Source organism: Nonomuraea sp. NPDC050540 (assembly GCF_044457485.1).
Taxonomy (GTDB): Bacteria; Actinomycetota; Actinomycetes; order Streptosporangiales; family Streptosporangiaceae; genus Nonomuraea.
On record NZ_JBITHA010000011.1, the window covers coordinates 37,542 to 59,312 of the forward strand.

Here is a 21,771-nt window from a genome sequence, read left to right on the forward strand (position 1 = left end):
GGATTGACTGGTCCGCATGAGCGAACAGAATCCGATCCTGGTAGTGGGCGGCACGGGTACGACCGGCCGCCGGGTGGTGTCACTCCTGCGCGAGCGCGGCATCGCGGTGCGGGCGGGCTCGCGCTCCGGGGAGACGCGTTTCGACTGGAGCGACCGGGCGACGTGGGACGCGGCGCTGGCGGGCGTGCGGGCCGTGTACGTGGTTCCGCTGGACGGCGAGCTTCTCACCCGGCCGTTCGTGGAGCGCGCCGTGGAGCTGGGCGTGCGGCGGATCGTGCTGCTGTCCGGGCGCGGCATCGACGTTCCCGGGTACGGCGACGTGACCAGTGGCGTAGGGGCCACGCACGCCGAAGGCGAGAAGGCGGTGCGCGCGTCCGGCGCCGAGTGGACGATCGTGCGGCCCGGCTGGTTCGCGCAGAACTTCAGCGAGGGCTTCTTCCGCGACGCGGTGGCCACCGGCGAGCTCAGGCTCCCGGCCGGTGACGGCGGCGTCTCCTTCGTGGACGCCGCCGACATCGCCGCGGTCGTGGCCGCCGCGCTGACCGGAGAGGGCCATGCCGGGCAGGTGTACGAGCTGTCGGGGCCACGCGCGCTGACCATGGCCGAGGCGGCCGCCGCCTACTCCGCGGCGAGCGGCCTGCCGCTGAGCTACATGGACGTGGACCCGGAGGCGTTCGTGGCCGAGCTGGTGAAGGAGGGCTGGCCGGTGGCCGACGCCGAGGGGTACGCCGCCGCGATCGCCCCTGCCCGCCTGGGGATGGACGCCTACCTGTCCGACGGCGTCCAGCGGGCACTCGGCCGTCCGCCGACGGACTTCGCCGACATCGCATGGAAGTAGTGGTGTCAATATCGCGTATGCGTTGCGAGGGGATGGCGTATAGATAGCGGACATCGGCTGACCTGCGGTGTTACCTGGATGTATGCGTACCTTGCCGCTCGGAGGGTTGGTCGTCGGCGCTTTCGTCACGGCCGTGTTGTCCTGCGCGGTGGCCGCGCCGCTGTTCCCGGAGGCCGCGGCCCGGACGGTGGTGGTGGCGTCGCTGGTCGGGGCCTACTCCTTGTGGGCGCGGAGCCTGCTCGTGGCGCTGGCCGCCGCCGGCATCGCCTGGTTGTTCGTGACCGGGTTCCTGGTCAACGGCCTGGGAGTGCTGACGTTCGCCGAAGGGGACCTGGTCAGGCTCGGCGTGCTGGTGGCGGCGGGGATCGGCGGGTATGTCACCGGGGCGGCCCCGGCGGTGCGGCGGTTCGTCGTTCAGTCGTGGAGAGGCAGGCCGGCCAGCTCGGCGCGCGAGGCGACACCCAGTTTGGGGAAGGCCTTGTAGAGGTGGTGACCCACCGTGCGCGGGCTGATGAACAGCTGGGCGGCGATGTCCCGGTTGGACAGGCCCTGCGCGGCCAGCCGTACGATCTGCAGCTCTTGCGGGGTCAGCTCGGCGAGCACGCCGGGCGCCGCGCGGCGGATCGTGAGGCCGGTGGCGTGCAGTTCGGCGTCGGCGCGTTCCGCCCACGGCCGGGCGCCGACGCGGTCGAAGCGCTCCAGCGCCGCGGTCAGGTGCGTGCGCGCCTCCGCCTTGCGGCGGGCGCGCCGCAGCCACTCGCCGTAGAGCAGTTCGGTGCGCGCGTGCTCGAACGTCCTGCTGTCCTGCTCGTGCAGGTGGAGCGCGGCGCGGTAGTGCTCCTCGGCGCCGGGCTCCAGCAGCGCGGCGCACCGCTCGGCCAGCGCGCCGACCGCGGAGCGCCGCAGCCGCCGCGCGAGCTCCGCGAATCGCCGGTACGGCTCCGCCGCCCGCTCCGGGCTGCCCAGCCGTACCGCCGCCTCCACCAGGTCGGGAGCGCAGCGCTGACCGGGCAGCTGGTGGCGGGCGGGACCTTCCGCCACCCGTTCCAGGTGCTCCAGCGCCCGTTCGGCCCGGCCGTGGGCGAGGTCGAGCAGCCCGAGCGCCCAGTCGGCCCGTGGCGCGCCCGGCGAGAAGATCTTCCCGTCGGAGGACGACCTGGTCCGCGCGGCCAGCGCGCGGCAGCGCTCCTCGTCCCCCTCGATGGCCGCGAGATAGGCCAGCACGCCGGCGGACAGGCTGCTCCACTGCCACTGGCCGGTGTCCTCCGCGATCGTGAGCGCCTCGGTGGCGCTGCCCGCGGCGTCGCGGTGCCGGCCGAGCGTGCTCTCCGCGACCGCCAGGTGGTACAGGGCCGGAGGCAGCAGGCCGATCGTCCCCGCCGCCCGGCTCTCGGCGGTGACCTCGGCCGTCAGGTCGTAGGCCTGGTAGTCGAGGCCCGCGATGAGGCCGAGCCCGGCGATGTGCATGAGGTGGAGCGGCCTGGCGTGCCCGCGGCGGGCGGCGGCCACGACCTCCCCCATGGGCGGCAGTCCCTCCGTGGAGCGCTCCATGGCCAGCGAGACGATCCAGTCCTGGACCAGGCGGAACGGCCCCGCTCCCCCGCCGATGGCGTCGAGCTGGTCGGCGGTGCGCGCGACCATGTCGCGGTCCCCGGCGAACCAGGCGTTGCCGACCGCGTCCATGAGCGTGCCGAGCGCGGCGTCGGGGTCGTCGTCCCTGCCCGCCGCGACCTGCTCGATGAGCACGAGGTTGGCCTGGCGGAAGGCGCCCTGCCCGGACAGGGCGGCGGCGAGCGCGCGAGCGCGCCTGCGGTTCAGCGGGGTGTCGCGGGTCTCGGGGCGGGCACTCGGCGGCGGGGTGTCGCGGAGTTCGGGGCGGGCGCGTTCGGCCAGGGTGCGTGCCCTGTCCAGTTCGCCGGCGGCCAGCGCCGCCTCTGCCGCCTGGACGAACAGCCTGCCGCGCGCGGGCGGGCTGAGTTCGGCGGCGCGCTCGTAGGCGGCGGCCGCGGCGGCGTGGCCGTTGCGCTCGGCGGCCTGGGCGGCCGCGCGCTCCAGTTCGGCCGCGGCCCGCTCGTCCGTGCCGGTGGCGGCGGCGGCCAGGTGCCAGGCGCGCAGGTCCGCGCGTTCGGTCCCGGCCAGCGCGTCGGCCAGGGCGCGGTGGGCGGCGAGTCGCTGATCGAGGGTGGCGCCCTGGTAGACGGCGGCGCGGACCAGGGGATGGCGGAAGGCGATCCGCCGGTCGGCCTCGTCGAGGCGGACCAGGCCGGCCTCGATCGCGGGCGGCAGGTGCCGTACATCGTGGGACGCGGCGCGCAGGATCACGGTGAGTTCGCCGCTGTCGTCGGCGGCGGCGAGCAGGAGCAGTTCGCGCGTCGGCGCGGGCAGGCGGGCGACCTGGCCGTGGAAGGCGGACTGGAGCCGGTCGGTCAGGGGCAGGGGTCCGCACGTGCCCGCGTCGAGCACGAGGGGCAGTTCGATGAGGGCGAGCGGGTTGCCGGCGGCCTCGGCCAGCACGCGGGCGCGTACGTCCGGCGCCAGCGTGGCGTCGCGCTCGTCGACCAGGGCGGCGGCGTCCTCCGGCGCGAGCCCGGTCAGGGAGAGCGAGGGCAGGCCGGGCGCGGCGAAGGCGGGCCGGCCGTCGCGGGCCGCGAAGATCATGGCGGTGGACTCGGCGCCCAGCCGTCTGGCCGCGAACAGCAGCGCTTCCGCGGAGGGCCGGTCGAGCCACTGCGCGTCGTCGACCAGGCAGAGCAGCGGCACGTCCGCGGCCAGTTCCGACACCAGCGACAGGACGGCCAGCCCGACGAGCATCCGGTCAGCAGGTACGGCGGGCCCCAGCCCGAACGCGCTCTCCAGCGCCCGCCGCTGCGGCGCCGGCAGGCCGGCCACCCCGTCGAGCACCGGCCGGAGCAGCAGGTGGAGTCCGGCGAAGGGCAGTTCGGCCTCGAACTCGATCCCGCAGCCGCGCAGCACCCGCATGCCCGCCGCGGCGGCGGTGGCGGCGCTGTCGAGCAGCGCCGACTTGCCGATGCCCGGCTCGCCGCGCACGACCAGGACGCCGCTGCCGCCGGCTCGCGCGGCCCGGACGAGCCGGTCGACGGCGGCCAGCTCGGAGGAGCGTCCGTGCAGCACAGGTCACGCCCCCGCCTGCGCCTGCGCGGCGGCCACGATGCGCTGGAGTGCGGCGGCGTGGCGCTGGAAGGCCTGGCGGCCCTGCGGCGTGAGCCGTACGTGGGTGCGTCTGGCTCTGCTCTCCTGGCCCTTGCGTACCTCGACGTATCCGGCTCCGGCCAGTGCGGACACCTGCTTGGACAGGGCCGAGTCGCTGGTGCCGACCGTGTCGCGGAGGAAGGCGAAGTCCACCCACTCGGCCGGGGCGAGCAGCGCCAGGACCGAGAGCCTCGCGGGCACGTGCAGGAAGTCGTCGAACTCCGGGTCCATCAGCCGTTGCCCCTCATGATCGCAAGGATGGCACGGCGGAGCAGGGGCGTGGTGGCCAGGTAGACCACGGCGACGGCGGCGGCGCCCACGGTGGCCTGCGACCACAGCCCCTCGGCCGGGATCCCGAACAGGAAGAAGGCGGCCATGCGCCCGATGACGAAGATCACGAAGAGGGCGGCGATCCACCCGGCGTGCAGCAGGAAGTGGAGGCCGGTCGACTTCCCGCGCGCGGTTGCCCGGTGCTCCCGCACGATGCCCGTCGCCGCGTAGAGCCCCATGCCGAGGACGAGGGCGACGAGGTGCCAGGGATTGGGGAGGTCGGTGCCGGCCAGGGCGGCGAAGAGGCCGAGCGCGGCGAGGAACACGTAGGGCCGGGCGGTGGCCTGGCGGGCGATCTCCCGGCGTGTGATGTCCTCGCCGCGCCGGATGTCGTCGAGGGCGGATCGGGCGTCGTACTCGTTCATGGCATCCCCGTTCGTCGGACCACTTTCCTGACAGGAAAGTACCATGTACTTTCCTCTGAGGAAAGTCGTCGAGGTTCCGGATGATCCTCGTCATAGACATCGCGGGGATTTATCTCGATAATTCGGGTTAACCCGGCGCGAGCCCCCAGCCTCGCAACCCTGTTTTTCCGTCATGTCCTGTGACCTGCCGCGCACAGAAGCGGCAGAAGGGTTGTCCGCCAATGAAGCGAACGTCAATGAGGCGAGCATCGTCGCGCCTCCTCGTGCTGGCCGCATCCTTAGTACTGGCGCTGGCCGGCGTCCTGGTCGTCCAGACCTCGGCCCAAGCAGCCAACCTCCTCGTGAACCCGGGCTTCGAGTCAGGAGCCCTGTCCCCCTGGTCGTGTACCGGCGGCCTCGGGTCGGCGGTCACGACCCCCGTGCACTCCGGCTCGCAGGCGCTGGCGGGCGCCGCGAGCGGATCCGACAACGCCAAGTGCACCCAGTCGGTGAGCGTACGGCCGAGCACCGCGTACACGCTGACCGCCTGGGTGCGCGGCAGCTACGTCTACCTCGGCGTCACCGGAGGCAGCGCCCGCTGGGCCTCCTCCACCACCTACACGCAGTTGTCGGTCTCCTTCACGACCGGCGCGAACCAGAACACGGCCGAGGTCTACCTGCACGGCTGGTACGGCCAAGGCACCTACTACGCCGACGACGTCAGCTTCGACGGCCCCGGCGGCCCGACCCCGACCCCGACCATCACCCCGACGCCCACGATCAGCCCCACCCCGACCGTCTCCCCGACCCCGACCATCTCCCCCACCGTGACGCCCACGCCGACGCCCACCGACACCACCTGCGCGGTGAAGTCGCGGCCCACCGGCAAGGTTCTGCAGGGCTACTGGGAGAACTGGGACGGCGCGATCAACGGCGTGCACCCGCCCTTCGGCTGGACCCCGATCACGGACGCGCGCATGAAGGCGCACGGCTACAACGTGATCAACGCCGCCTTCCCCGTCATCCGCTCCGACGGCACCGTGCTGTGGGAGGACGGCATGGACGTGACCGTCAAGGTCTCCACCCCGGCCGAGATGTGCCAGGCCAAGGCGGCGGGCGCGACCATCCTGATGTCCATCGGCGGCGCCGCCGCCGGCATCGACCTCAGCTCCAGCACCGTCGCCGACCGGTTCGTCGCGACCGTGGTGCCGATTCTCAAGCGCTACAACTTCGACGGCATCGACATCGACATCGAGACCGGCCTGACCGGCAGCGGCAACATCAACACGCTGTCGGCCTCGCAGTCGAACCTCATCCGCATCATCGACGGCGTGCTCGCCCAGATGCCGTCGAACTTCGGCCTGACCATGGCGCCGGAGACCGCGTACGTGACCGGCGGCAGCGTCACCTACGGCTCGATCTGGGGCGCCTACCTGCCGATCATCAAGAAGTACGCCGACAACGGCCGCCTGTGGTGGCTGAACATGCAGTACTACAACGGCAGCATGTACGGCTGCGCGGGCGACTCCTATTCGGCCGGGACCGTCCAGGGCTTCGTCGCCCAGACGACCTGCCTGAACAACGGCCTGGTCATCCAGGGGACGACGATCCGCGTGCCGTACGACAAGCAGGTGCCAGGACTGCCCGCGCAGCCCGGCGCCGGTGGCGGCTACATGTCGCCCTCGCTCGTCTCCCAGAGCTGGAACAGCTTCAGCGGCCAGCTCAAGGGCCTGATGACCTGGTCCATCAACTGGGACGGCTCCAAGAACTGGACGTTCGGCGACAACGTCAAGGCCTTGCAAGGGAGATAATTAACAGAGACGGACCGTCTCGTCTCTGATAACGTCGATCTCGTGACCCGCCGCAACGAGGCCTCCAGGCAGGCCATTCTCACGGCTGCCTTCGACCTCGTGGGCGAGATCGGCTATAGCAAGCTGAGCGTCGAGGGCATCGCTTCCCGGGCCGGGGTGGGAAAGCAGACCATCTACCGCTGGTGGCCGTCCAAGGGGGCGGTGCTCCTCGACGCTTTGCTGATGACCATGGGCGGGCCGGTGCGTGAGCTCAAGCGCCGCCGCCTGCGCGCGGCCCAGGAGGCCGGTCAGCTCGACCTCGACCTCGACGCCGCCGTCGACCTGCTGTGGGGGCCGCTGCTCAGCCGCTGGCTGCAGCGCACCGGCCCCCTGGACCACGGCTTCGCGGCCAGGACGATCACCATGGCCCTGCCGGGCATGAGCAGAAAGATGTAGTCCGGAATCGTCAACCGGCAGGAAGATGCACGGTGTCCCGGTCGCTACCGTTCTGTCCAGACAGTCGTTGCTGGAACAGAAGAGGTTGACATGACATCCGCCCGCAAGACCCTCATCACCGGCCTGGTCACCTTCGCCGCCGGTCTGGCGCTGTGGCTGTGGGGACTGGACGTCGAGATCGTCATCTTCACCCCGTCGAAGATCGGCGTCGTCCTCATGGTGGTCGGCGGCCTTGAGTTCCTCTACGGCGTCTTCAAGGCCGTCCGCTCGACCGCGTAGGTCGTCTGGACCATCCCCGCGTCCAGCGTCCTCGTCGACAGGTGCCGCAGCGAGATGTCGGCCTCCAGCGGCCCGAACAGCGGGATGCCGGTGCCGATCAGCACCGGCACCGTGCTGATCGTCATCTCGTCGATCAGCCCCGCGCGCAGGAACGACTGGATGACCTGGCCGCCGTCGATGTAGGCGGCCTTGACGCCCCGCGCGTTGAGACCCTCGACCACCTCGTCCAGGCTCCGGTAGATCGTGATCCGCGGATCGTCGCTCTCCAGACCGGTGCTGAGCACCGCGACGTTCAGCCCGGTGTACGGCCAGTTCTCCTCGCCGAACCCGAGACCCGCCTCGTAGGTGCCGCGGCCCATCACGATCGTGTCGATGTCCGCGATGAAGTCGTCGTAGCCGTACTCGCCGGTCGCCTCACCCCTGCTGAGCAGCCATTGGAGGTCGCCGTCGAGCCGGGCGATGAAGCCGTCGACGCTGACGCCGATGAAGACACAAGACTTGAAACCCATGCCTCCGACCCTACGGACGGCGACCCGGGCGGGAATCAGTCGCGGTATAGGTATCTGGGCTGGATGGGCATCACGTAGCCGACGCCGCGCAGCGTGCGGATGTAGGTAGTGTTCAGGTCGGCCTGGCTGAGCCGGGAACGCAGGCGGTAGACGGCCGACTTCACCATGTCCCGGCCGCCGGGCACGTCGCCGGTGCCCCACCCGGCCATCAGCAGGCGGCCCATCGACTGGGGCACGCCCTGGTGGGCGGCCAGCTGGGCGAGGAGCTTGAACTCGACGAACGGCAGGTCGAGGCGGTGTCCGGTGACGTAGGCGGCGTGCTCGCCCAAGTCGAGGACGAGCTTGCCCGCCCGGATGACCTGGGTGGCGGGGCGGGGCCGTACCGGGGGCTGGGGCTGCGGCGGCTGGGGAGCGGCCGCCGGCTCGGGCGGGGCCGAGCGGCTGCGGATCTTCTGGAACATCGTCAGCCCGTCCATGGTCGGCATGAGCACGTCGATTGTGTCAGCTACCAGGCTATTTCGGAAAGCCGCCTCCCGCCCAGGAGCCCTAGGGTGAGCCTCATGAGCTCACCCACTGCCCAGCGCCTGGGCGTCGTGCCGTCCGTGTTCGCGGTGGAGCACCTGCCCCACGCCACCTTCCCCGAGGACGACGAGTGGATCGCGCTGGTGCGCGCTCCCGAGGGCCTGACCGTGGTGCGCGAGACCTGGCCGACCGGTTCCGGCGAGCGCTGGATCGGCCTGTACGGCGGCGCCACCGCCCATGGCCTGGACACCCCCGGCATGCTGGCGGCGGTCGTGAGCCCGCTGGCCGAGGCGTCGATCCCGGTGTTCGTGGCCTCGACCTTCCACGCGGACCTGGTCCTGGTGCCCGAGCACCGCGTCCGGGAGGCCGTGGAGGTCCTGGAGCGGGCCGGGCACCGGGTGGACGCCAAGAACCTCGGCTAGACCTGGGGCCGCAGGTCGGTGCGGGCCTGGCCGGTCTCCAGGTCCTGGGGGTAGGACAGGTGCTGGTGGACCATCAGCCAGCGGCCGCCCCTGCGCCGGAAGATCCGCGTCGCGCGTGACCAGGTCTCGAAGCCCTCGCCGCGTACGACGTTGACGCACCAGGCCACCGCGAGGTCGTCCCTGGTCAGCACCGTCAGGCCGGGGTTGTCCAGGGTGACGCCCGGGGTTTCGAGACCGCGCGCGCAGACCTCTCGCACGGCCTCGACGCCCCGGTACTCCAGCGGCGTCTCGTGCTCGTAGGAGACCACGTCGCCGGCGATGGTCGCCATCATGCCGTCGAGGTCGCCTGCGGCGGTCTGGCGCGACCAGGTCTCGTGCAGTTCGCGGATCTCCCGCTCGGCGTCGGCGGGCACGGTGAGCGGGAAGGAGTGGTGCTCGTGGGTGACGACCCACCGGCCTTCCTCCTTGCGCAGGCCGATCGTCAGCCGCAGCCGGTTGCCCGGGTCTTCGGCGAACTCCCGCTCGGTGCCGCAGCGCAGCAGCGCATGGGCGAAGGCCACGTCGTCGCCCGCCGTGACCTCCAGCGACTCGATCTCGAACACCGCCCCCGAGGCCTGCCACTCGAAGAAGGGCGGCCAGGTCTCGCGGTAGGCGTCGATGCCGCGCACGCCCTGGTGGGGCGGCGGCACGTCGTACATCACGATGTCCTCGGCGTGGTCGGCCAGCACGCCTTCCAGGTCGCCGCGGTGCACCGCCTCGGCCCAGTTCTCGATCAGGGTGCGGATCCGCTGCTCGTCGGTCTTCATGGTCGGTCCCTTCGGTTGGTGCCTTCGGGACTACAACCCGGGTGGTGGCGAGAACTCATCGCGGGGCAGCGAGGTCGGCAGGCCGTACGCGGAGAAGTCGGCCTGAAGGAAGGAGACGACCTCGGCGATCCGCGCGCCGCGCAGGCCGAGCAGGTCGAGGCCGGTGGGGACGTAGGCGTCGCGTTCGGTGTCCCACATGTAGGTTGCGAAGGCGATCTGGCCGTTGGCGTGGGCGGGCAGGATGCGCCAGCGGTAGGTCAGCGGGCCGTCCTCCAGGAAGCCGCGGATGCCGGCGTGGCCCTGGTACCAGACGGTCAGCGGCGGCATGGAGTACTTGGCGTCGTCGGTGAGCATGGCCACGATCGAGGCGACGTCGCGGGCCTCCCAGGCGGCCATGTAGCGCTGGGCCAGTTCCCGCTGCGCGGCCTCGCCCAGCGTGTCGAGCGTCTGGCGCTGGCTGGTCTCGGGCAGGAGCCCGGCCAGGACCTTCCTGGCCCGCTGCAGAGCGCTGTTGACCGCCGCGACCGTGGTGCCGAGCTGGTCGGCGGCCTCGCGCGCGGCATAGCCGAGCACGTCGCGCAGCAGGAGCACCGCCCGCTGCAGGGGCGACAGGTGCTGCAGGGCCGCCACGAACGCCAGCTCCACGCTCTCGCGGGCCAGCGCCCTGGCCTCGGGCCCTAGCTCGGCGGTCCAGGTCATCAGCCGGTCGGGGTACGGCTCCAGCCACGCCTTCTCCGCCAGCGGCGCGCCGTCCGGGCTCAGATCGGCCGGCAGCTCGCGGCGCCCGCGGCGCTCGATCAGCGTGAGCGACCTGTTCGTGGCGATCTTGTACAGCCAGGGCCGGACGCCGCCCCGGTCCTCGAAGCGGGGCAGGGATCGCCAGGCCCGGTCGAGCGCCTCCTGAACCGCGTCCTCGGCGTCGTGGAGCGAGCCCAGCATGCGGTAGCAGTGGGCGCGCAGCTCGTCGCGCAGCGGGCCGACCAGTTTGCCGAAGGCGTCGTCGTCACCGGCGCGCGCGGCGGCCAGGAGCTCTTCGGCCGTGGTGTCGTCCATGTCCCCATCCTCACCTGCGGGCTCGCCGTACCGCCTGCTTGAATTCCGGGCACTCCACGAGCGGGTCGTGGTCGCAGACGGCGGCGTGGCGCAGGCTGTCGCGCAGGCGGGTGAGCTGCTCGACGCGCTCGTCCACCTCGCGCTCCTTGGCGGCGAGGTGGGCGCGCAGGACCTCGTCCCCGGGGCGGGCGCTCAGGAAGCGGGCGATCTCGGCGAGCGTGAATCCGGCGTCGCGGGCGCAGGTGATGAGCGCGAGCCGGTCGAGGATGCCGGGGTGGTAGGCGCGGCGCAGGCCGTTGCGGCCGTCGGCGGCGATGAGGCCCTTGCGCTCGTAGAAGCGCAGCGCCGACGGGGCCAGTCCGGAGCGGCGCGCCACTTCGCCGATGTCGAGTTCCATCTGACTCCTTGACTTGAAGCGCGGTTCAAGTAGGAGCCTATCCGGCATGAGAGTTCATCACCTCAATCTCGCTTCCATGCGGACCATCGACGCCACCGACGACTCCCTGCCGGCCGCCGCGGCCGTCTGCCACGCCCTGCTGGTCGAGACCCCTGCCTCCGGGCTGGTGCTGGTCGAGGCCGGGCTCGGGCAGGACGACGTGGCCAGGCCAGGCGAACTGCTCGACCCCGAATGGACGCGGGCCGTCGAGCCCGCCCTTCGCCCGGCGGAGACGGCCGTGCGGCAGGTCGCCGCGCTGGGGTACGACCCGGCCGACGTGCGGCACATCGTGCTCACCCACCTCGACGTGGACCACAGCGGCGGGCTGCCCGACTTCCCGCGGGCGCGGGTCCACGTGATGGCGGCCGAGCTGGAGGCGGCGCTCGAGGAGGCGCCCAGCCGCCGCTACCGGCCCGGCCACTGGGCGCACGGCCCGCTGTGGGAGACCTACCGTCCCTCGGGCGAGAGCTGGTACGGCATGGCGGGCGCCGTGCCCCTGACCGGACTGCCACCCGAGTTTCTGCTGGTCCCGCTGGGCGGGCACACACGCGGGCACGCGGGGGTCGCGGTGCGGGGCGGCACGGGCTGGCTACTGCACGCCGGCGACGCCTACTTCTACCACCGCGAGCTGGACGAGAAGGGGCCCGAGGTCCACCCGCTCATGGACATCCTGCAGAACTCCTCCCAGGTGGACGCCGAACTGCGCCTGGCCAGCCGGGAACGGCTGCGCGTACTGCGGCACGAGCACGGCGTGGAGGTGATCTCCGCGCACGACCCGTGGGAGTTCGCGAGGCACGCGCCCCGGACATGAGCGTGCCCGGCGCGAATCGCGCCGGGCACGCCGTGGGACCCGGGTCAGGCGGGGGAATCCACCCGGGTCTGGGTTCAGCCGACCACGAGCCTCAAGCTGTAGGCCCCGAGGATCTCGTTGACCGGCTGGTGATAGGTCGTTCCTCCGCTGGAGCAGTTGCCAGAACCGCCAGAGGTGACGCCCTGGGCCTGGCTGCCGGAGATGAACGAGCCACCGGAGTCACCGGGCTGCGCGCACGCGCTGGTGCGGGTCAGGCCGTTGACGGTGCCCTGGGGGTAGCGCACCGTGGCGTTGTGCTGCTGGATGGTTCCGCAGCGCCATCCGGTGGTGGAGCCGGAGCGGCAGATCGAGGCTCCTACGGAGGCCTGGGTCGAGCCGCGGACGATCACGTTCTGGCCGCCGGACCCGCGCACCCACGGACGGACCGTGTTGCCGGGAGCCGCGACCCACGCGTAGTCGTTGCCGGGGAACGACGAGCCACGGAACGTGCCCGTCGGACTGGTCGTGCGCGAGCCGACGCGGCCGCAGTGACCGGCGGTCACGAAGCCGGGGGTCGTGCCCTGGGTGACGGAGAAGCCCACGCTGCACCGGCTGGAGCCGATGTAGTAGGCGGCGCCGCCGATGATGTCGATGAACGGCTGGGGGCTCTCGGTCGTCACCGAGACCTGCACGGCGGTGCGGTCCACGCCCGCGGCGGCCACGAGGGCCTCCCCGGCTTCCAGCGTGGCGGCCTGGACGGCGACGGTGTTGGTGGTCACGTCGACGAACCACAGCGCGCCCGAGCCCTTGGCGGCGGCCGCGTCAAGCTGGTCCTTGACGGCGGTGAGCTGGGCAAGCGTACGTGAGACGACGACGGGCTGAGCGCCCTGGGCCTCGATCGACGCGGTGGCGGCCTTGTCGGTCGTGGCGACGTTGAGCTTGGAGGCGTCGGCGTTCAGCCAGGAGCCCGCGTACGAGGCGCCGAGCTGGGTGGTGAGCTTGGCTTCCGCGGCGGCGGCGCGCTGCTCGTTGGCGAGGCGGGTGTGCACCTGCTGCTCGGTGAGACCGAGGTCCCGCTCCATGGCGTCGACCATGGCCGGGGGCGCCTGCTCGGGGGCGGCGGACGGGGGATCTGCGTGGGCGGCGGTAACCGGGCCCGCTAAGCAGAGAGCCACGATCGTGGCGGTGACGAGTGCGGAGCGTTGACTCGACATATGCACTCCTTTTCGGGGGGTGCTGTCAAATTAACGTTTGCCGTACGGGCCTTTCCATCCCAAAGGGGTCCTTATAAGGACGTTATGCAAGCGCGTTCCACGGCCTCTACCACGGGCGCGGCACCGTCCTCGGCCGCGATCCGGCCCGCGATTTCCTCAGCCCGGGTACGGCGCGGCACCGCCTCGGCCACCGCCGATGCCAGCCGTTCGGCGGTGATCCGCCCGGTGAGCGGAGCCGGGGCCACCCCCAGCCGCCACAGCCGCCCCGCCCAGAGCGGCTGGTCGCCCCAGACCGGCATCGCCACCGCGGGAACCCCCGCCCGCAGCCCGGCCGCGGCGGTCCCGGCGCCCGCGTGGTGCACCACCGCCGCCATACGAGGGAACAGCCACTCGTGCGGCACCTCGCCCACGCCCAGCACGTCGCCGGTGAGCGGCCCCGTCACGCCGGTCTGCAGAACGCCGCGCAGACCGGCCAGGCGCAGCGCGGCCAGGGCCAGGTCGGTGAAGCGCTCGGCCGCGGCGCCGCCATGGCTGCCCGAGCCGACGAACACCGGCGGCGGCCCGGCGTCGAGAAAGCCCGCCAGGTCGCCGGGCGGCGTCCACGCGGGCCGGGGCGCCGGCCACCAGTAGCCTGACACCTCCAGTCCGGGGCGCCAGTCCGCCGGTCGGGGCAGGACGCTCGGGCTGTAGCCGTGGAAGACCGGCCAGCGGCTCGACTCGCGCCGCCGGTACACCGCCCGCGAACTCATCGGCGCCAGCCCCAGCCGGGCGCGCAGCTTCTTGGCGGAACCGGAGTGCGCCGGCGAGGGCCCGGCGAACATGAGGCGGGCCGCCGCGCGGTTGCCCCATCTGCCCAGCGAACGGCGGAAGGCGCCCATGACCGGCGGGAAGTCGCCGGTCGGCTCCACCGGCTGCAGGTGTACGCCCATGCTCGGGATGCCCATGGCCTCGGCCACGTGGTACCCGGCGGACGCGGAGACGCCGAGGAGCAGCAGGTCCGCGCCGGCCGTGGCGACGTCCACGATGCCGTCGGTGACCTGTCTGGCGTAGTCGGCGAAGCCGGCCCATTTGCGGGTGCCGAGTATCGCCGCCGGGTCGCCCGGTATCGCGCGGAAGTCCAGCCCCGCGTCGGTGACCAGGCTTGAATAGGGTGCGTGGGCGGCGATCGCCACCTCGTGGCCCGCCGCGCGGATCCGCGCACCCAGCCCTGTGTAGGGGGCTACGTCACCCCTCGTGCCCACTCCTATGATCACAACGCGCATGCTTTTTACAATGCAGTCGCATGGCAAAGGAGTCAAGATGCCCAAAGTCGTCGACCACGAGCTACGGCGCCGCCAGATCGCCGAAGCGGTGCATCGGCTCATCGACGCCCACGGCATCGACGGCGTCAGCCTGCGCGAGGTCGCCGCCGAGGCCGGCGTCAGCATGGGTCTGGTGCAGCACTACTTCACGACCAAGGACGAGATGCTGCTGCTGGCCATGGAACATCTGCACCTGCGCATCACCGAGCGGATCGGCGAGGTGAGCGGCTCACCCAGGGAGATCCTGCGGGCAGGCATCCTGGAACTCCTGCCGCTGGACGAGGCCCGGCGGACCGAGGCCAGGATCGGGATGGCGTACCTGGCCAGGTCGGTCGTGGCCGACGATCTGGCCGAGGTGCTGCGCAACGGCCTGCCGTTCGTGCTGGGGTTCTACGCGAGCGTGATCAGAGCCGTACGCCCCGACCTGGACGCGGAGCAGGAGGCGAGCGCGCTGTTCGCCATGGCCCAGGGGCTGGTGCACCCGGCTCTGATCGGCTACTACAGCCCGCAGGCCGTCGAGACGATCGTGGACCGCTACCTGGACCGGCTGCTGGACTAGAGCGGGAGGACGGCCACCGCCTCCACCTCGACGAGCTGGTCGGCGTAGCCGAGCGCGGCCACGCCGAGCAGGGTGCTGGGGGCCTCGTGGCCGCCCATGTACTCGCGGTAGACCTTCCACGCGGCGACCAGGTCGGCCTGGCTGGTGGAGGCCACGTACACGGTGGTCTTGGCGATGTCGGTCAGCTTGGCGCCCACCTCCTCCAGGGAGATCACGAGGTTGCGCATCACCTGGCCGGCCTGCCCGGCCACGTCGCCCACCGCGACGGTCCTGCCTTCGGCGTCGAGGGGGCAGGCGCCGGCCACCCAGATGTTGCGCACCGGGGCGTCGGCCACCGCGGCGTAGGCGTACTCGACCCGCGCCAGGCGGTCGCTGTACTCAAGACGAACACTCATGATCTCTCTCCTTGGTCCGGCCAGGCAGGGGAACGGCCCAGCATCGCGACGATCCGGTCAAGCCGTGTACCCCCGGGCCACGCTACCTCCGGGGCGAAGGAGGCGTCGGGAACCGTACGGGCCCGACCTCCGGGTACGGCCTCGGCCACGGGGAGCGCGGCGTCGAGCAGGTCGGCCTCGAACTCCAGGGCCACGCCCAGCGTCCTGGCCACGTCCCAGGCATGGACGACGTAGTCGATGAAGTGGAAGCCGATCGCCCGCTCCGCCGGCACGACCACACCGAGCTCCGGCAGCGGGAACGCGGCCACGACGTCGCCGGCGAAGGCGGCCAGCACGTGCTCCGCCGCCGCGCGGTAGGCGCCTGCCGGATCCTCACCCAGGTCGCGCGGCCGCCACGCGTCGAGCCCGTCTTCGCCTCTGGAGGCGGCGGCGAAGCCGTGGTGCTGGGCGGTCATGTGCGCGAGCAGGTCTCGCAGGGTCCATCCGGCGCACGGGGTCGGCCTGGCCAGGTCGGCCGCGCGCACCCGGTCCACGAGCGCGACGCTCGCCCGGACGGCGCGGGCGTTCATTTCTATAAGCATGTGCCTATCATCTGCATGGGCTTATCGTAAGTCAATCGATATCGTGGCGGGATGACCGAACGCCGCGACCTCGCCGCGATGCTCCATCCGCTGGTGAAGGCCCTGATCGCCGCGGAGATCAGGGTGCTGGAGCCCCACGGGATCTCCATGTGGGCCTATGTGGTGCTCAGCGCGCTGGACGACGGGCCGGTGCGTACCCAGGCCGCGCTCGCGGAGGCGGTCGGCGCCGACAAGACGCGCATCATCGGGACCCTCGACCGGCTTCAGGAGGCCGGGCTGATCACCCGTGAGCCGGATCCCGGCGACCGCAGGGCCCGGCTCCTGGCGATCACCGACGAGGGGCGGCGCAGGCGGCGGGCGGCGCGGGCCGACATCCAGGAAGGCGAGGAACGCCTGCTCGCGGCCCTGTCCCCCGCCGACCGCGAGGCTTTTCTCCGAGGGGCCGAGACGCTGGCCAATAATGTGGCCCCGTGACCCAGGACCCCACCGAGATCAGCCACTGGCGGGCCCTCCGTCTCCTCCAGGCCCGCATGGACGAGGACATCGCCCGCCTCTACACCGAGGCGCGCATCGACGGGCTCAAGCCCAGTTATGTGATGGAGCTGATCAAGCTGCATCTGCGGGGGCCGATGACCATCAAGGAACTGGCCGAGGCCGTGCAGCGTACGCACTCGGCGCTGAGCCAGAAGGTCGCCGCCATGCGGCGGGCGGGGCTGGTCGAGACCGTCACCGGCGCCGACGCCCGCAGCAAGCAGGTCATGCTGACCGAGCGGGCCACCGGCATGATCGACCGGCTGATGGCCGAGTGGCGCGCCACCGAGAGCGCCCTGGCCGAGCTCGAGTCCGAGATCCCCTACCCGCTCGGGCAGGTGGTCCTGGACGTCGAGCGGGCGCTGGAGCGCAGGAGCTTCCACGACCGCATCGCGGAGAAGCTCGCCGCCGACCCCGCGTGGATCAACCCGGGGGGCTGAAGACGGCCCGCATGCGGGCGCGCAACCAGGCGTGCGCCGGGTCGGCGTCGTGGCGGGGATGCCAGGCCTGCGAAAGCTCGATCGGGGGCAGGTCCACCGGGATCGGGAAGGTCACCAGGCCCAGGAGTTCCACCGCCGACCTGACCTGCCACTCGCCCGCCATGCCGACCAGGTCGGTCTCCCGCGCCAGGAGGAGGGAGGCGGTGAACGTCGGGACCGTTCCCCGCACCCGGCGGGAGAGACCCACGGCGGCCAGCGCGTCGTCGATCGGGCCGCGGGTACGCCCTCTGCGCGAGGCGATGACGTGCTCGGCGGCGGCGAAGCGCTCCGGCGTGATCGGGCCGTCCAGCAGCGGGTGCCCGGCCCGCACCACCCCCACGGGACGGTCGCGGACCAGCGGCTCGACCAGGGTTTCCGGCTCGGGGTCGGTGATGACGGTGACCTCCAGGTCGGCCAGGCCCTCACGCAGGACACGCTGGTCGCCCGGCCCCTCGGGGATGAAGCGCAACCGCACCCCCGGCGCCGAGACGGCCAGCTCGGTCAGCAGGGGCGCGGCCGCGGCCTGGATCACCGCGTCGGAGGCCTGCACCACGAAGTCGCGCACCAGCGTCGCCGGGTCCGGCTCGCCCGGCGGCGTGAACACCCGGCGCGCCGCCTCCACGACCGCGCGCACCTCCGCCCGCACGGCCAGCGCCCGCGGCGTCGGCACCATCCGCTGACCCGACCTGACCAGGATCGGATCTCCCATCGCCACCCGGACCCGGCCGAGCGTCCTGCTCATCGCCGGCTCGGACAGGTGCAGCCGCCGCGCGGCCCCGGAGACGCTGCCCTCGTCGAGCAGCACGTCGAGCGCGATCAGCAGGTCGAGACTCGGTTGCGTTTGACGCATATATCACCTGCCAAAGTTGCATTTGAGGTTAAGCCGGACTCCACCCTACGGTGAATCCGCGGAATCCATCCACCTCATGCCAAGGGGACATCCATGCCCGTCACCAGGCCCGGCCCGGTTCTCGCCGTCATGTCGGCCGCCGTGGTCGCGGCGATCGCCCTGGTCGCCGCCGTCAACCTCGCCCTGCCCACGCTCGCCGCGAGCGGCCTGCACCCGTCGCCGTCACAGCTCGTCTGGATCGTCGACTCCTACGTCCTGGTCTTCGCCTGCCTGCTCATCCCCGCCGGCGCGGCGGGAGACCGCTTCGGCCGCAAGGGCGTGCTGCTGGCCGGGCTCGGCGTGTTCGCGGCCGGTTGCCTGGCCGCCGCCCTCGCCCCGAACGTGGCCGTCCTGATCGCCGCCCGCGCGCTCAGCGGAGCGGGCGCGGCGATGATCATGCCCGCCTCGCTCGCCCTGTCCGTCCACGCCCACCCGCCGGAACGACGCGCTCACGCCGTCGCCGTCTGGACCGCCGCCACCGGCGTCGCCGGAGTGGCCGGCAACGTCGGCGGCGGGCTGATCATGCAGTTTCTGCCGTGGCAGGCGCTCTTCGCGGTGATGGTGCCCGTCGCCGCGGTCCTCGCGGTGCTCGCCGCCCGCCTGGCGCCCCGTGTGGCCCGGCACGAAGCCGCACTCGACCTGCTGGGCGCGGCGCTGCTGACCGCCGCGTCCGTCGCGCTCGTCGGCGGCATCATCGAAGGCCCCGAGGCGGGCTGGACCAGCCCGGTAGTGCTCGCCGCCTTCGCCGGCGCGCTGCTGCTGTTCGCCTGGTTCACCGTCCACCAGTCCCGTACGGCCCTGCCGCTCCTCGACCCGAGGCTGTTTCGCGCGGCCGGGCTGCGCGCGGGCACCCTGGGCGTGGCGGTGACGTTCTTCGGGATGTTCGCCCTGTTCTTCGTCAACGCCCGCTATCTCCAGGAGGTCAAGGGCTTCTCCCCCTTGCTGACCGGGCTGGCGATCCTGCCGATGACGGTCCCGATGATCGTGCTCTCGCGGATGTCGGGCCGCCTGCCGCGGCTGCCCGCGGTGGCCGCCGGGCTCGCCGGCAACGTGGCCGGGCTGGTCCTGCTGTCGTTCGCCGACGCGGCGATGCCGTACCCGGTCTATGCGGCGGGGCTCGTGGTGATGGGCGCGGCCATGGGGTTGTGCCTGCCCGTGTTCTCCCACGAGATCATGGCGGCGCTGCCGTCCGAGCGGGCCGGGCTCGGATCGGGGCTCAACAGCGCCGCCCGCGAACTGGGCAGCGCCGTCGGCGTGGCGGTCATGGGAACGGTCGCCGCCGCGAGCGGCACCGGCGCCGCCTACCTGGTGGTGGCGGCCGTGGTGCTGGTGGGCGGCGCGGTCTCGCTGGGGTGGCTCGCGAGCCGGGCGGCGAGACCGCGCTCGGGCGACCCCGTGCGTCAGTACTCGTAGGCGCCGGCCTCGATGGCGCCGTCCTTGCCCACGGCTACTCCGGCCAGGTCGAGGTCGTCGACTTGGTAGTGCCGAGGTCGATGGCCGGGCTGCCGGCGCGCAGGCGCGGCGAGTCGGCGTACTTGCTGTCCGGGCTGTGCGGCGGCCGTAGAAGATCTCGACGGCCTCGCCGTGGCCCTTCACGACGGGCCTGGCGCCGGTGCCGTAGGCGTCGATCACGATGGGGGCGACGGTGCCCGAATCGGTGACGGCCAGCTGACCCGTCCAGGAGCCGCCCCTGCGCAGTGATTTACCCGTCCGCCTCGAAGAACGCCAGGATCACCGCGGCCACCGCCAGCGCGGGCTCCGACCACTCGGCGGGCTCCGGGGCGCCGAAAGGGCTCGCCATGATCCTTCGCGTGAGGACACCGGGGTCGGCCGGCGTCATGAGCACCAGTCCCCGCACGGTGGCGCCCGCCATCGCCGCCACGCTCTCGTAGGTGGCGCCGGGCCGCAGGCGCAGGCCGAAGAGCCCGGCCGCCTCCCGGTAGAACGCCGCCAGCCTGGCGGTCAGTGCCCGCTCAGAGGCGGCCAGCGCCTCGCACACCTCCTGCCGCAGCCCACCGTCGGGCAGGCTGAGGAACGTCGCGTGCAGGGCCAGGTAGGTGCGCCACTCGGCCGAGCGGTGAAACCCCTCGAACTCCTGCCAGGCCAGCCCGCGCAGCGCCTCTCCCGCGAGCGCGAGCCGCAGTCCGGGATCGCGCCGCCACTCCGCGTGCGCGCCGACCACCCGCCGCACGGCCGCGAGCGCCGCCGGCCCGTCTCCCGCGAGCGCCGGGGTCTCGCCCTTCGCGAGCTCCTTGAGCAGATCGCTGAAGAACAGGTCCTTGTACGGCCAGCGCCGGTACACCGCGCTCCTGGCCACCCCCGCCTCCCTGATGACCTCCTCGAAGCTGATGTGCTCCAGGCTCACGGTCAGCCCGGCCCTGCCGACCATGTCGAGCGCCGCCCGCAGCATGAGCCGCTCGGTCTCGGCGTCACTCAGCCGGCGGCGCCGCCTGGCCACCCCGGTCGGCTCGTCCGCCATTTGCCCACCCCTCCACGATTGAGACATGATGTTTCAAGTCTTATGTCCCAAATGTTAGCACGAGGTCTCCCCTTGAAAGCGTTCTTCATCCTGGTCACCGCGCTGTCGATACCGCTCTGGGTGGCCGGTGCGCTCGTGGACGTCACCGAGGACGCGCCGTTCGGCGTCTCGCTCGGCTCGCTGATGGTCTTCGTCCCCGGCGTCGCGGCGGCGATCCTGGTCCTGCGCGGGAAGGGCCGGTTGCGGCTCGGACCCGCACCCGGCTGGGGCCGGGCGCTCGCCGCCGTCGCCGTCGGCCCCGTCCTGGGGATGGCGGCGTACCTGATCGGCCCGGCGGCCTGGACCGGCCTCGCGCAGCCGCTCGCCGCGCTGCCGCTCCTGTTCGCGGTCTTCGTGGTGCTGGCGGTCTTCGAGGAACTGGGCTGGACCGCCTATGCCACCGAGCCGCTGCGGGAGCGGTGGGGTCCCACCGGTGCCGGCCTCGTCCTGGGCGCGTTCTGGGCGGCCTGGCACCTGCCCGCCCTGCTCATGATGGGCAGAGGCGCCCTCTGGATCGCCGGGTGGACGCTGGGCACCGTCGCCCAGCGGGTGATCATGGTGTGGCTGTTCGACCGGACGGGGCGCGGCATGTGGGCGGTGGTCCTCATGCACGCCGGGGTCAACCTGTCCGTCACGATGACCCCGGGCTCCGCGAGCACCGCCCACCAGGTGATCTTCGGCCTCCTGCTCGCGGTCCCGGCCGCACTGGTCCTCCGTTACAACCTGCGGAGCAGGTAGGTGTCCATGATCCAGCCCTTGCGCTCGCGGGCCTCCGCGCGGAGCCGCCGGATCTCGCCGGCGACCTCGGGCACCGGCCCCTCGACCCGGATCTCGTCCGGCGTCCCCAGGTAGGCCCCCCAGTAGATGTGCCAGTCCGCCCCCAGGTCGCCGAAGGAGCAGTGCGCGTCGAGCATGACCAGGACGTCGTCGGCCGGTGGCCCCTCCGCCGCCAGGCGGCGGCCGGTGGTGATCTGGACCGGACGTCCGACGCGGGTGAGGCCGGCGCGGTGGGTGGCGGTCAGCGCGGAGATGCTGGTGATGCCGGGCACCACCGCGTACTCGAAGGTCACCCGGCCCGCCGCGAGGATCTCCTCGACGATGGCCAGCGTGCTGTCGTACAGGCCCGGATCGCCCCACACCAGGAAGGCCCCGGTCTGCCCGTCGGACAGTTCCTCGGCGATCAGCCGCTCGCAGACGGCCGCGCGGCGCGAGCGCCAGTCCTCGACCGCGCCGGTGTAGGCGGGTGTGGTGCGGTCCCGCTCCGGATCCTCCGCCTCCACGATCCGGTACGGCTGCCGCCCATGCTCCTCGATCATCCGCTGCCGGAGATCGACCAGGTCGTGCTTGGCCGCGCCCTTGTCGAGGACGAAGAAGACCTGCGCGGCGGCGATGGCCTTGACGCCCTGGAGCGTGAGGTGGTCGGGGTCACCGGCGCCGATGCCGATGATGAGGATGCGTTTCACCGGAGAGAGTCTGCCTTCGGAGGAGATGTCGGGCGCGATTACGATATCCCCGGTCG

The 21,771-nt window shown here is 72.3% G+C and carries 27 protein-coding genes; 12 read left to right on the top strand and 15 right to left on the bottom strand.

Features of this window, described 5'->3' with window-relative positions; genetic code table 11:
• Positions 1-16 precede the first annotated feature (16 nt).
• Positions 17-838, top strand: a complete 822-nt coding sequence (locus ACIBI5_RS32790; protein ID WP_397252602.1) for an NAD(P)H-binding protein — start codon at positions 17-19, stop codon at positions 836-838.
• Between the two features lie 82 nt (positions 839-920).
• The gene (locus ACIBI5_RS32795) at positions 921-1,322 is read left to right on the top strand and encodes a hypothetical protein (protein ID WP_397252603.1); all 402 of its coding nucleotides are present in this window, start codon (positions 921-923) and stop codon (positions 1,320-1,322) included.
• On the opposite strand, the gene ACIBI5_RS32800 is transcribed toward ACIBI5_RS32795, so the two are convergent.
• From ACIBI5_RS32800 to ACIBI5_RS32810, 3 genes are read right to left on the bottom strand one after another with little or no spacing between them, the layout of a single operon-like run.
• Complete coding sequence (locus ACIBI5_RS32800) at positions 1,253-3,970, bottom strand: AAA family ATPase (protein WP_397252604.1); 2,718 nt, start codon at positions 3,968-3,970, stop codon at positions 1,253-1,255. The genes ACIBI5_RS32795 and ACIBI5_RS32800 overlap by 70 nt on opposite strands.
• 3 nt (positions 3,971-3,973) lie before the next feature.
• The gene (locus tag ACIBI5_RS32805; RefSeq protein ID WP_397252605.1) at positions 3,974-4,279 is read right to left on the bottom strand and encodes a winged helix-turn-helix domain-containing protein; all 306 of its coding nucleotides are present in this window, start codon (positions 4,277-4,279) and stop codon (positions 3,974-3,976) included.
• On the bottom strand, positions 4,279-4,743 hold the full coding sequence (locus ACIBI5_RS32810; protein WP_397252606.1) for a hypothetical protein: 465 nt from the start codon (positions 4,741-4,743) through the stop codon (positions 4,279-4,281). The genes ACIBI5_RS32805 and ACIBI5_RS32810 overlap by 1 nt, the downstream gene beginning before the upstream one ends.
• Positions 4,744-4,979: 236 nt before the next feature.
• Here ACIBI5_RS32810 and ACIBI5_RS32815 point away from each other — a divergent pair, with 236 nt between their 5' ends.
• From ACIBI5_RS32815 to ACIBI5_RS32825, 3 genes are all read left to right on the top strand, one after another.
• Complete coding sequence (locus tag ACIBI5_RS32815) at positions 4,980-6,533, top strand: glycosyl hydrolase family 18 protein (RefSeq protein ID WP_397252607.1); 1,554 nt, start codon at positions 4,980-4,982, stop codon at positions 6,531-6,533.
• A 42-nt stretch (positions 6,534-6,575) separates the two neighbouring features.
• Positions 6,576-6,968, top strand: coding sequence for a TetR/AcrR family transcriptional regulator (locus ACIBI5_RS32820; RefSeq protein ID WP_397252608.1), 393 nt, complete (start codon positions 6,576-6,578; stop codon positions 6,966-6,968).
• A gap of 90 nt (positions 6,969-7,058) precedes the next feature.
• A complete protein-coding gene (locus tag ACIBI5_RS32825; RefSeq protein ID WP_397252609.1) occupies positions 7,059-7,247 on the top strand; it encodes a DUF5708 family protein in 189 nt (62 codons plus the stop codon).
• On the opposite strand, the gene ACIBI5_RS32830 is transcribed toward ACIBI5_RS32825, so the two are convergent.
• Both ACIBI5_RS32830 and ACIBI5_RS32835 read right to left on the bottom strand, forming a co-directional pair.
• Positions 7,211-7,756 (bottom strand): dihydrofolate reductase family protein, encoded by a 546-nt coding sequence (locus ACIBI5_RS32830; RefSeq protein ID WP_397252610.1) that lies wholly within the window; start codon positions 7,754-7,756, stop codon positions 7,211-7,213. The two genes, ACIBI5_RS32825 and ACIBI5_RS32830, sit on opposite strands and share 37 nt — an antisense overlap.
• A gap of 35 nt (positions 7,757-7,791) precedes the next feature.
• Positions 7,792-8,241, bottom strand: coding sequence for a winged helix-turn-helix domain-containing protein (locus tag ACIBI5_RS32835; protein WP_397252611.1), 450 nt, complete (start codon positions 8,239-8,241; stop codon positions 7,792-7,794).
• Positions 8,242-8,316: 75 nt separating this feature from the next.
• On the opposite strand from ACIBI5_RS32835, the gene ACIBI5_RS32840 reads away from it, so the two are divergent.
• Positions 8,317-8,700 (top strand): ACT domain-containing protein, encoded by a 384-nt coding sequence (locus tag ACIBI5_RS32840; RefSeq protein WP_397252612.1) that lies wholly within the window; start codon positions 8,317-8,319, stop codon positions 8,698-8,700.
• On the opposite strand, the gene ACIBI5_RS32845 is transcribed toward ACIBI5_RS32840, so the two are convergent.
• The 3 genes from ACIBI5_RS32845 to ACIBI5_RS32855 are packed head-to-tail and all read right to left on the bottom strand — an operon-like array spanning position 8,697 to position 10,956.
• Positions 8,697-9,506: a YybH family protein gene (locus ACIBI5_RS32845; RefSeq protein ID WP_397252613.1), complete on the bottom strand. Its 810-nt coding sequence runs from the start codon at positions 9,504-9,506 to the stop codon at positions 8,697-8,699. The genes ACIBI5_RS32840 and ACIBI5_RS32845 overlap by 4 nt on opposite strands.
• Positions 9,507-9,536: 30 nt before the next feature.
• Positions 9,537-10,559 (bottom strand): sigma-70 family RNA polymerase sigma factor, encoded by a 1,023-nt coding sequence (locus ACIBI5_RS32850; protein WP_397252614.1) that lies wholly within the window; start codon positions 10,557-10,559, stop codon positions 9,537-9,539.
• Positions 10,560-10,569: 10 nt separating this feature from the next.
• Positions 10,570-10,956 (bottom strand): MerR family transcriptional regulator, encoded by a 387-nt coding sequence (locus ACIBI5_RS32855; RefSeq protein ID WP_397109531.1) that lies wholly within the window; start codon positions 10,954-10,956, stop codon positions 10,570-10,572.
• A gap of 76 nt (positions 10,957-11,032) precedes the next feature.
• Between ACIBI5_RS32855 and ACIBI5_RS32860 the strand changes: the two genes are divergently transcribed.
• Positions 11,033-11,806 carry an MBL fold metallo-hydrolase gene (locus ACIBI5_RS32860; protein ID WP_397252615.1) on the top strand — a complete coding sequence of 258 codons (774 nt, stop codon included), beginning with the start codon at positions 11,033-11,035 and terminating at the stop codon, positions 11,804-11,806.
• A gap of 74 nt (positions 11,807-11,880) precedes the next feature.
• On the opposite strand, the gene ACIBI5_RS32865 is transcribed toward ACIBI5_RS32860, so the two are convergent.
• The gene (locus ACIBI5_RS32865; protein ID WP_397252616.1) at positions 11,881-12,999 is read right to left on the bottom strand and encodes a S1 family peptidase; all 1,119 of its coding nucleotides are present in this window, start codon (positions 12,997-12,999) and stop codon (positions 11,881-11,883) included.
• 71 nt (positions 13,000-13,070) lie between these two features.
• On the bottom strand, positions 13,071-14,261 hold the full coding sequence (locus tag ACIBI5_RS32870; protein WP_397252617.1) for a glycosyltransferase: 1,191 nt from the start codon (positions 14,259-14,261) through the stop codon (positions 13,071-13,073).
• 37 nt (positions 14,262-14,298) lie between these two features.
• Here ACIBI5_RS32870 and ACIBI5_RS32875 point away from each other — a divergent pair, with 37 nt between their 5' ends.
• On the top strand, positions 14,299-14,859 hold the full coding sequence (locus ACIBI5_RS32875; protein WP_397252618.1) for a TetR/AcrR family transcriptional regulator: 561 nt from the start codon (positions 14,299-14,301) through the stop codon (positions 14,857-14,859).
• On the opposite strand, the gene ACIBI5_RS32880 is transcribed toward ACIBI5_RS32875, so the two are convergent.
• A complete protein-coding gene (locus ACIBI5_RS32880) occupies positions 14,856-15,254 on the bottom strand; it encodes a RidA family protein (protein WP_397252619.1) in 399 nt (132 codons plus the stop codon). The genes ACIBI5_RS32875 and ACIBI5_RS32880 overlap by 4 nt on opposite strands.
• Positions 15,251-15,823: a TIGR03086 family metal-binding protein gene (locus tag ACIBI5_RS32885; RefSeq protein WP_397252620.1), complete on the bottom strand. Its 573-nt coding sequence runs from the start codon at positions 15,821-15,823 to the stop codon at positions 15,251-15,253. The genes ACIBI5_RS32880 and ACIBI5_RS32885 overlap by 4 nt, the downstream gene beginning before the upstream one ends.
• A gap of 63 nt (positions 15,824-15,886) precedes the next feature.
• On the opposite strand from ACIBI5_RS32885, the gene ACIBI5_RS32890 reads away from it, so the two are divergent.
• Complete coding sequence (locus ACIBI5_RS32890) at positions 15,887-16,309, top strand: MarR family winged helix-turn-helix transcriptional regulator (protein ID WP_397252621.1); 423 nt, start codon at positions 15,887-15,889, stop codon at positions 16,307-16,309.
• Positions 16,306-16,806 carry a MarR family winged helix-turn-helix transcriptional regulator gene (locus ACIBI5_RS32895; protein ID WP_397252622.1) on the top strand — a complete coding sequence of 167 codons (501 nt, stop codon included), beginning with the start codon at positions 16,306-16,308 and terminating at the stop codon, positions 16,804-16,806. Before ACIBI5_RS32890 ends, ACIBI5_RS32895 begins: the two co-directional genes overlap by 4 nt.
• Here ACIBI5_RS32895 and ACIBI5_RS32900 read toward each other — a convergent pair.
• A complete protein-coding gene (locus ACIBI5_RS32900) occupies positions 16,790-17,695 on the bottom strand; it encodes a LysR family transcriptional regulator (protein WP_397252623.1) in 906 nt (301 codons plus the stop codon). The genes ACIBI5_RS32895 and ACIBI5_RS32900 overlap by 17 nt on opposite strands.
• 93 nt (positions 17,696-17,788) lie before the next feature.
• Between ACIBI5_RS32900 and ACIBI5_RS32905 the strand changes: the two genes are divergently transcribed.
• Positions 17,789-19,147, top strand: a complete 1,359-nt coding sequence (locus ACIBI5_RS32905) for an MFS transporter (protein ID WP_397252624.1) — start codon at positions 17,789-17,791, stop codon at positions 19,145-19,147.
• 289 nt (positions 19,148-19,436) lie between these two features.
• Here ACIBI5_RS32905 and ACIBI5_RS32910 read toward each other — a convergent pair whose 3' ends face one another.
• A complete protein-coding gene (locus tag ACIBI5_RS32910) occupies positions 19,437-20,213 on the bottom strand; it encodes a TetR/AcrR family transcriptional regulator (RefSeq protein WP_397252625.1) in 777 nt (258 codons plus the stop codon).
• Positions 20,214-20,285: 72 nt separating this feature from the next.
• On the opposite strand from ACIBI5_RS32910, the gene ACIBI5_RS32915 reads away from it, so the two are divergent.
• Positions 20,286-20,990: a CPBP family intramembrane glutamic endopeptidase gene (locus ACIBI5_RS32915; RefSeq protein ID WP_397252626.1), complete on the top strand. Its 705-nt coding sequence runs from the start codon at positions 20,286-20,288 to the stop codon at positions 20,988-20,990.
• Here ACIBI5_RS32915 and cobF read toward each other — a convergent pair.
• Positions 20,969-21,715 carry a precorrin-6A synthase (deacetylating) gene (gene cobF, locus ACIBI5_RS32920; RefSeq protein ID WP_397252627.1) on the bottom strand — a complete coding sequence of 249 codons (747 nt, stop codon included), beginning with the start codon at positions 21,713-21,715 and terminating at the stop codon, positions 20,969-20,971. The genes ACIBI5_RS32915 and cobF overlap by 22 nt on opposite strands.
• Positions 21,716-21,771 lie beyond the last annotated feature (56 nt).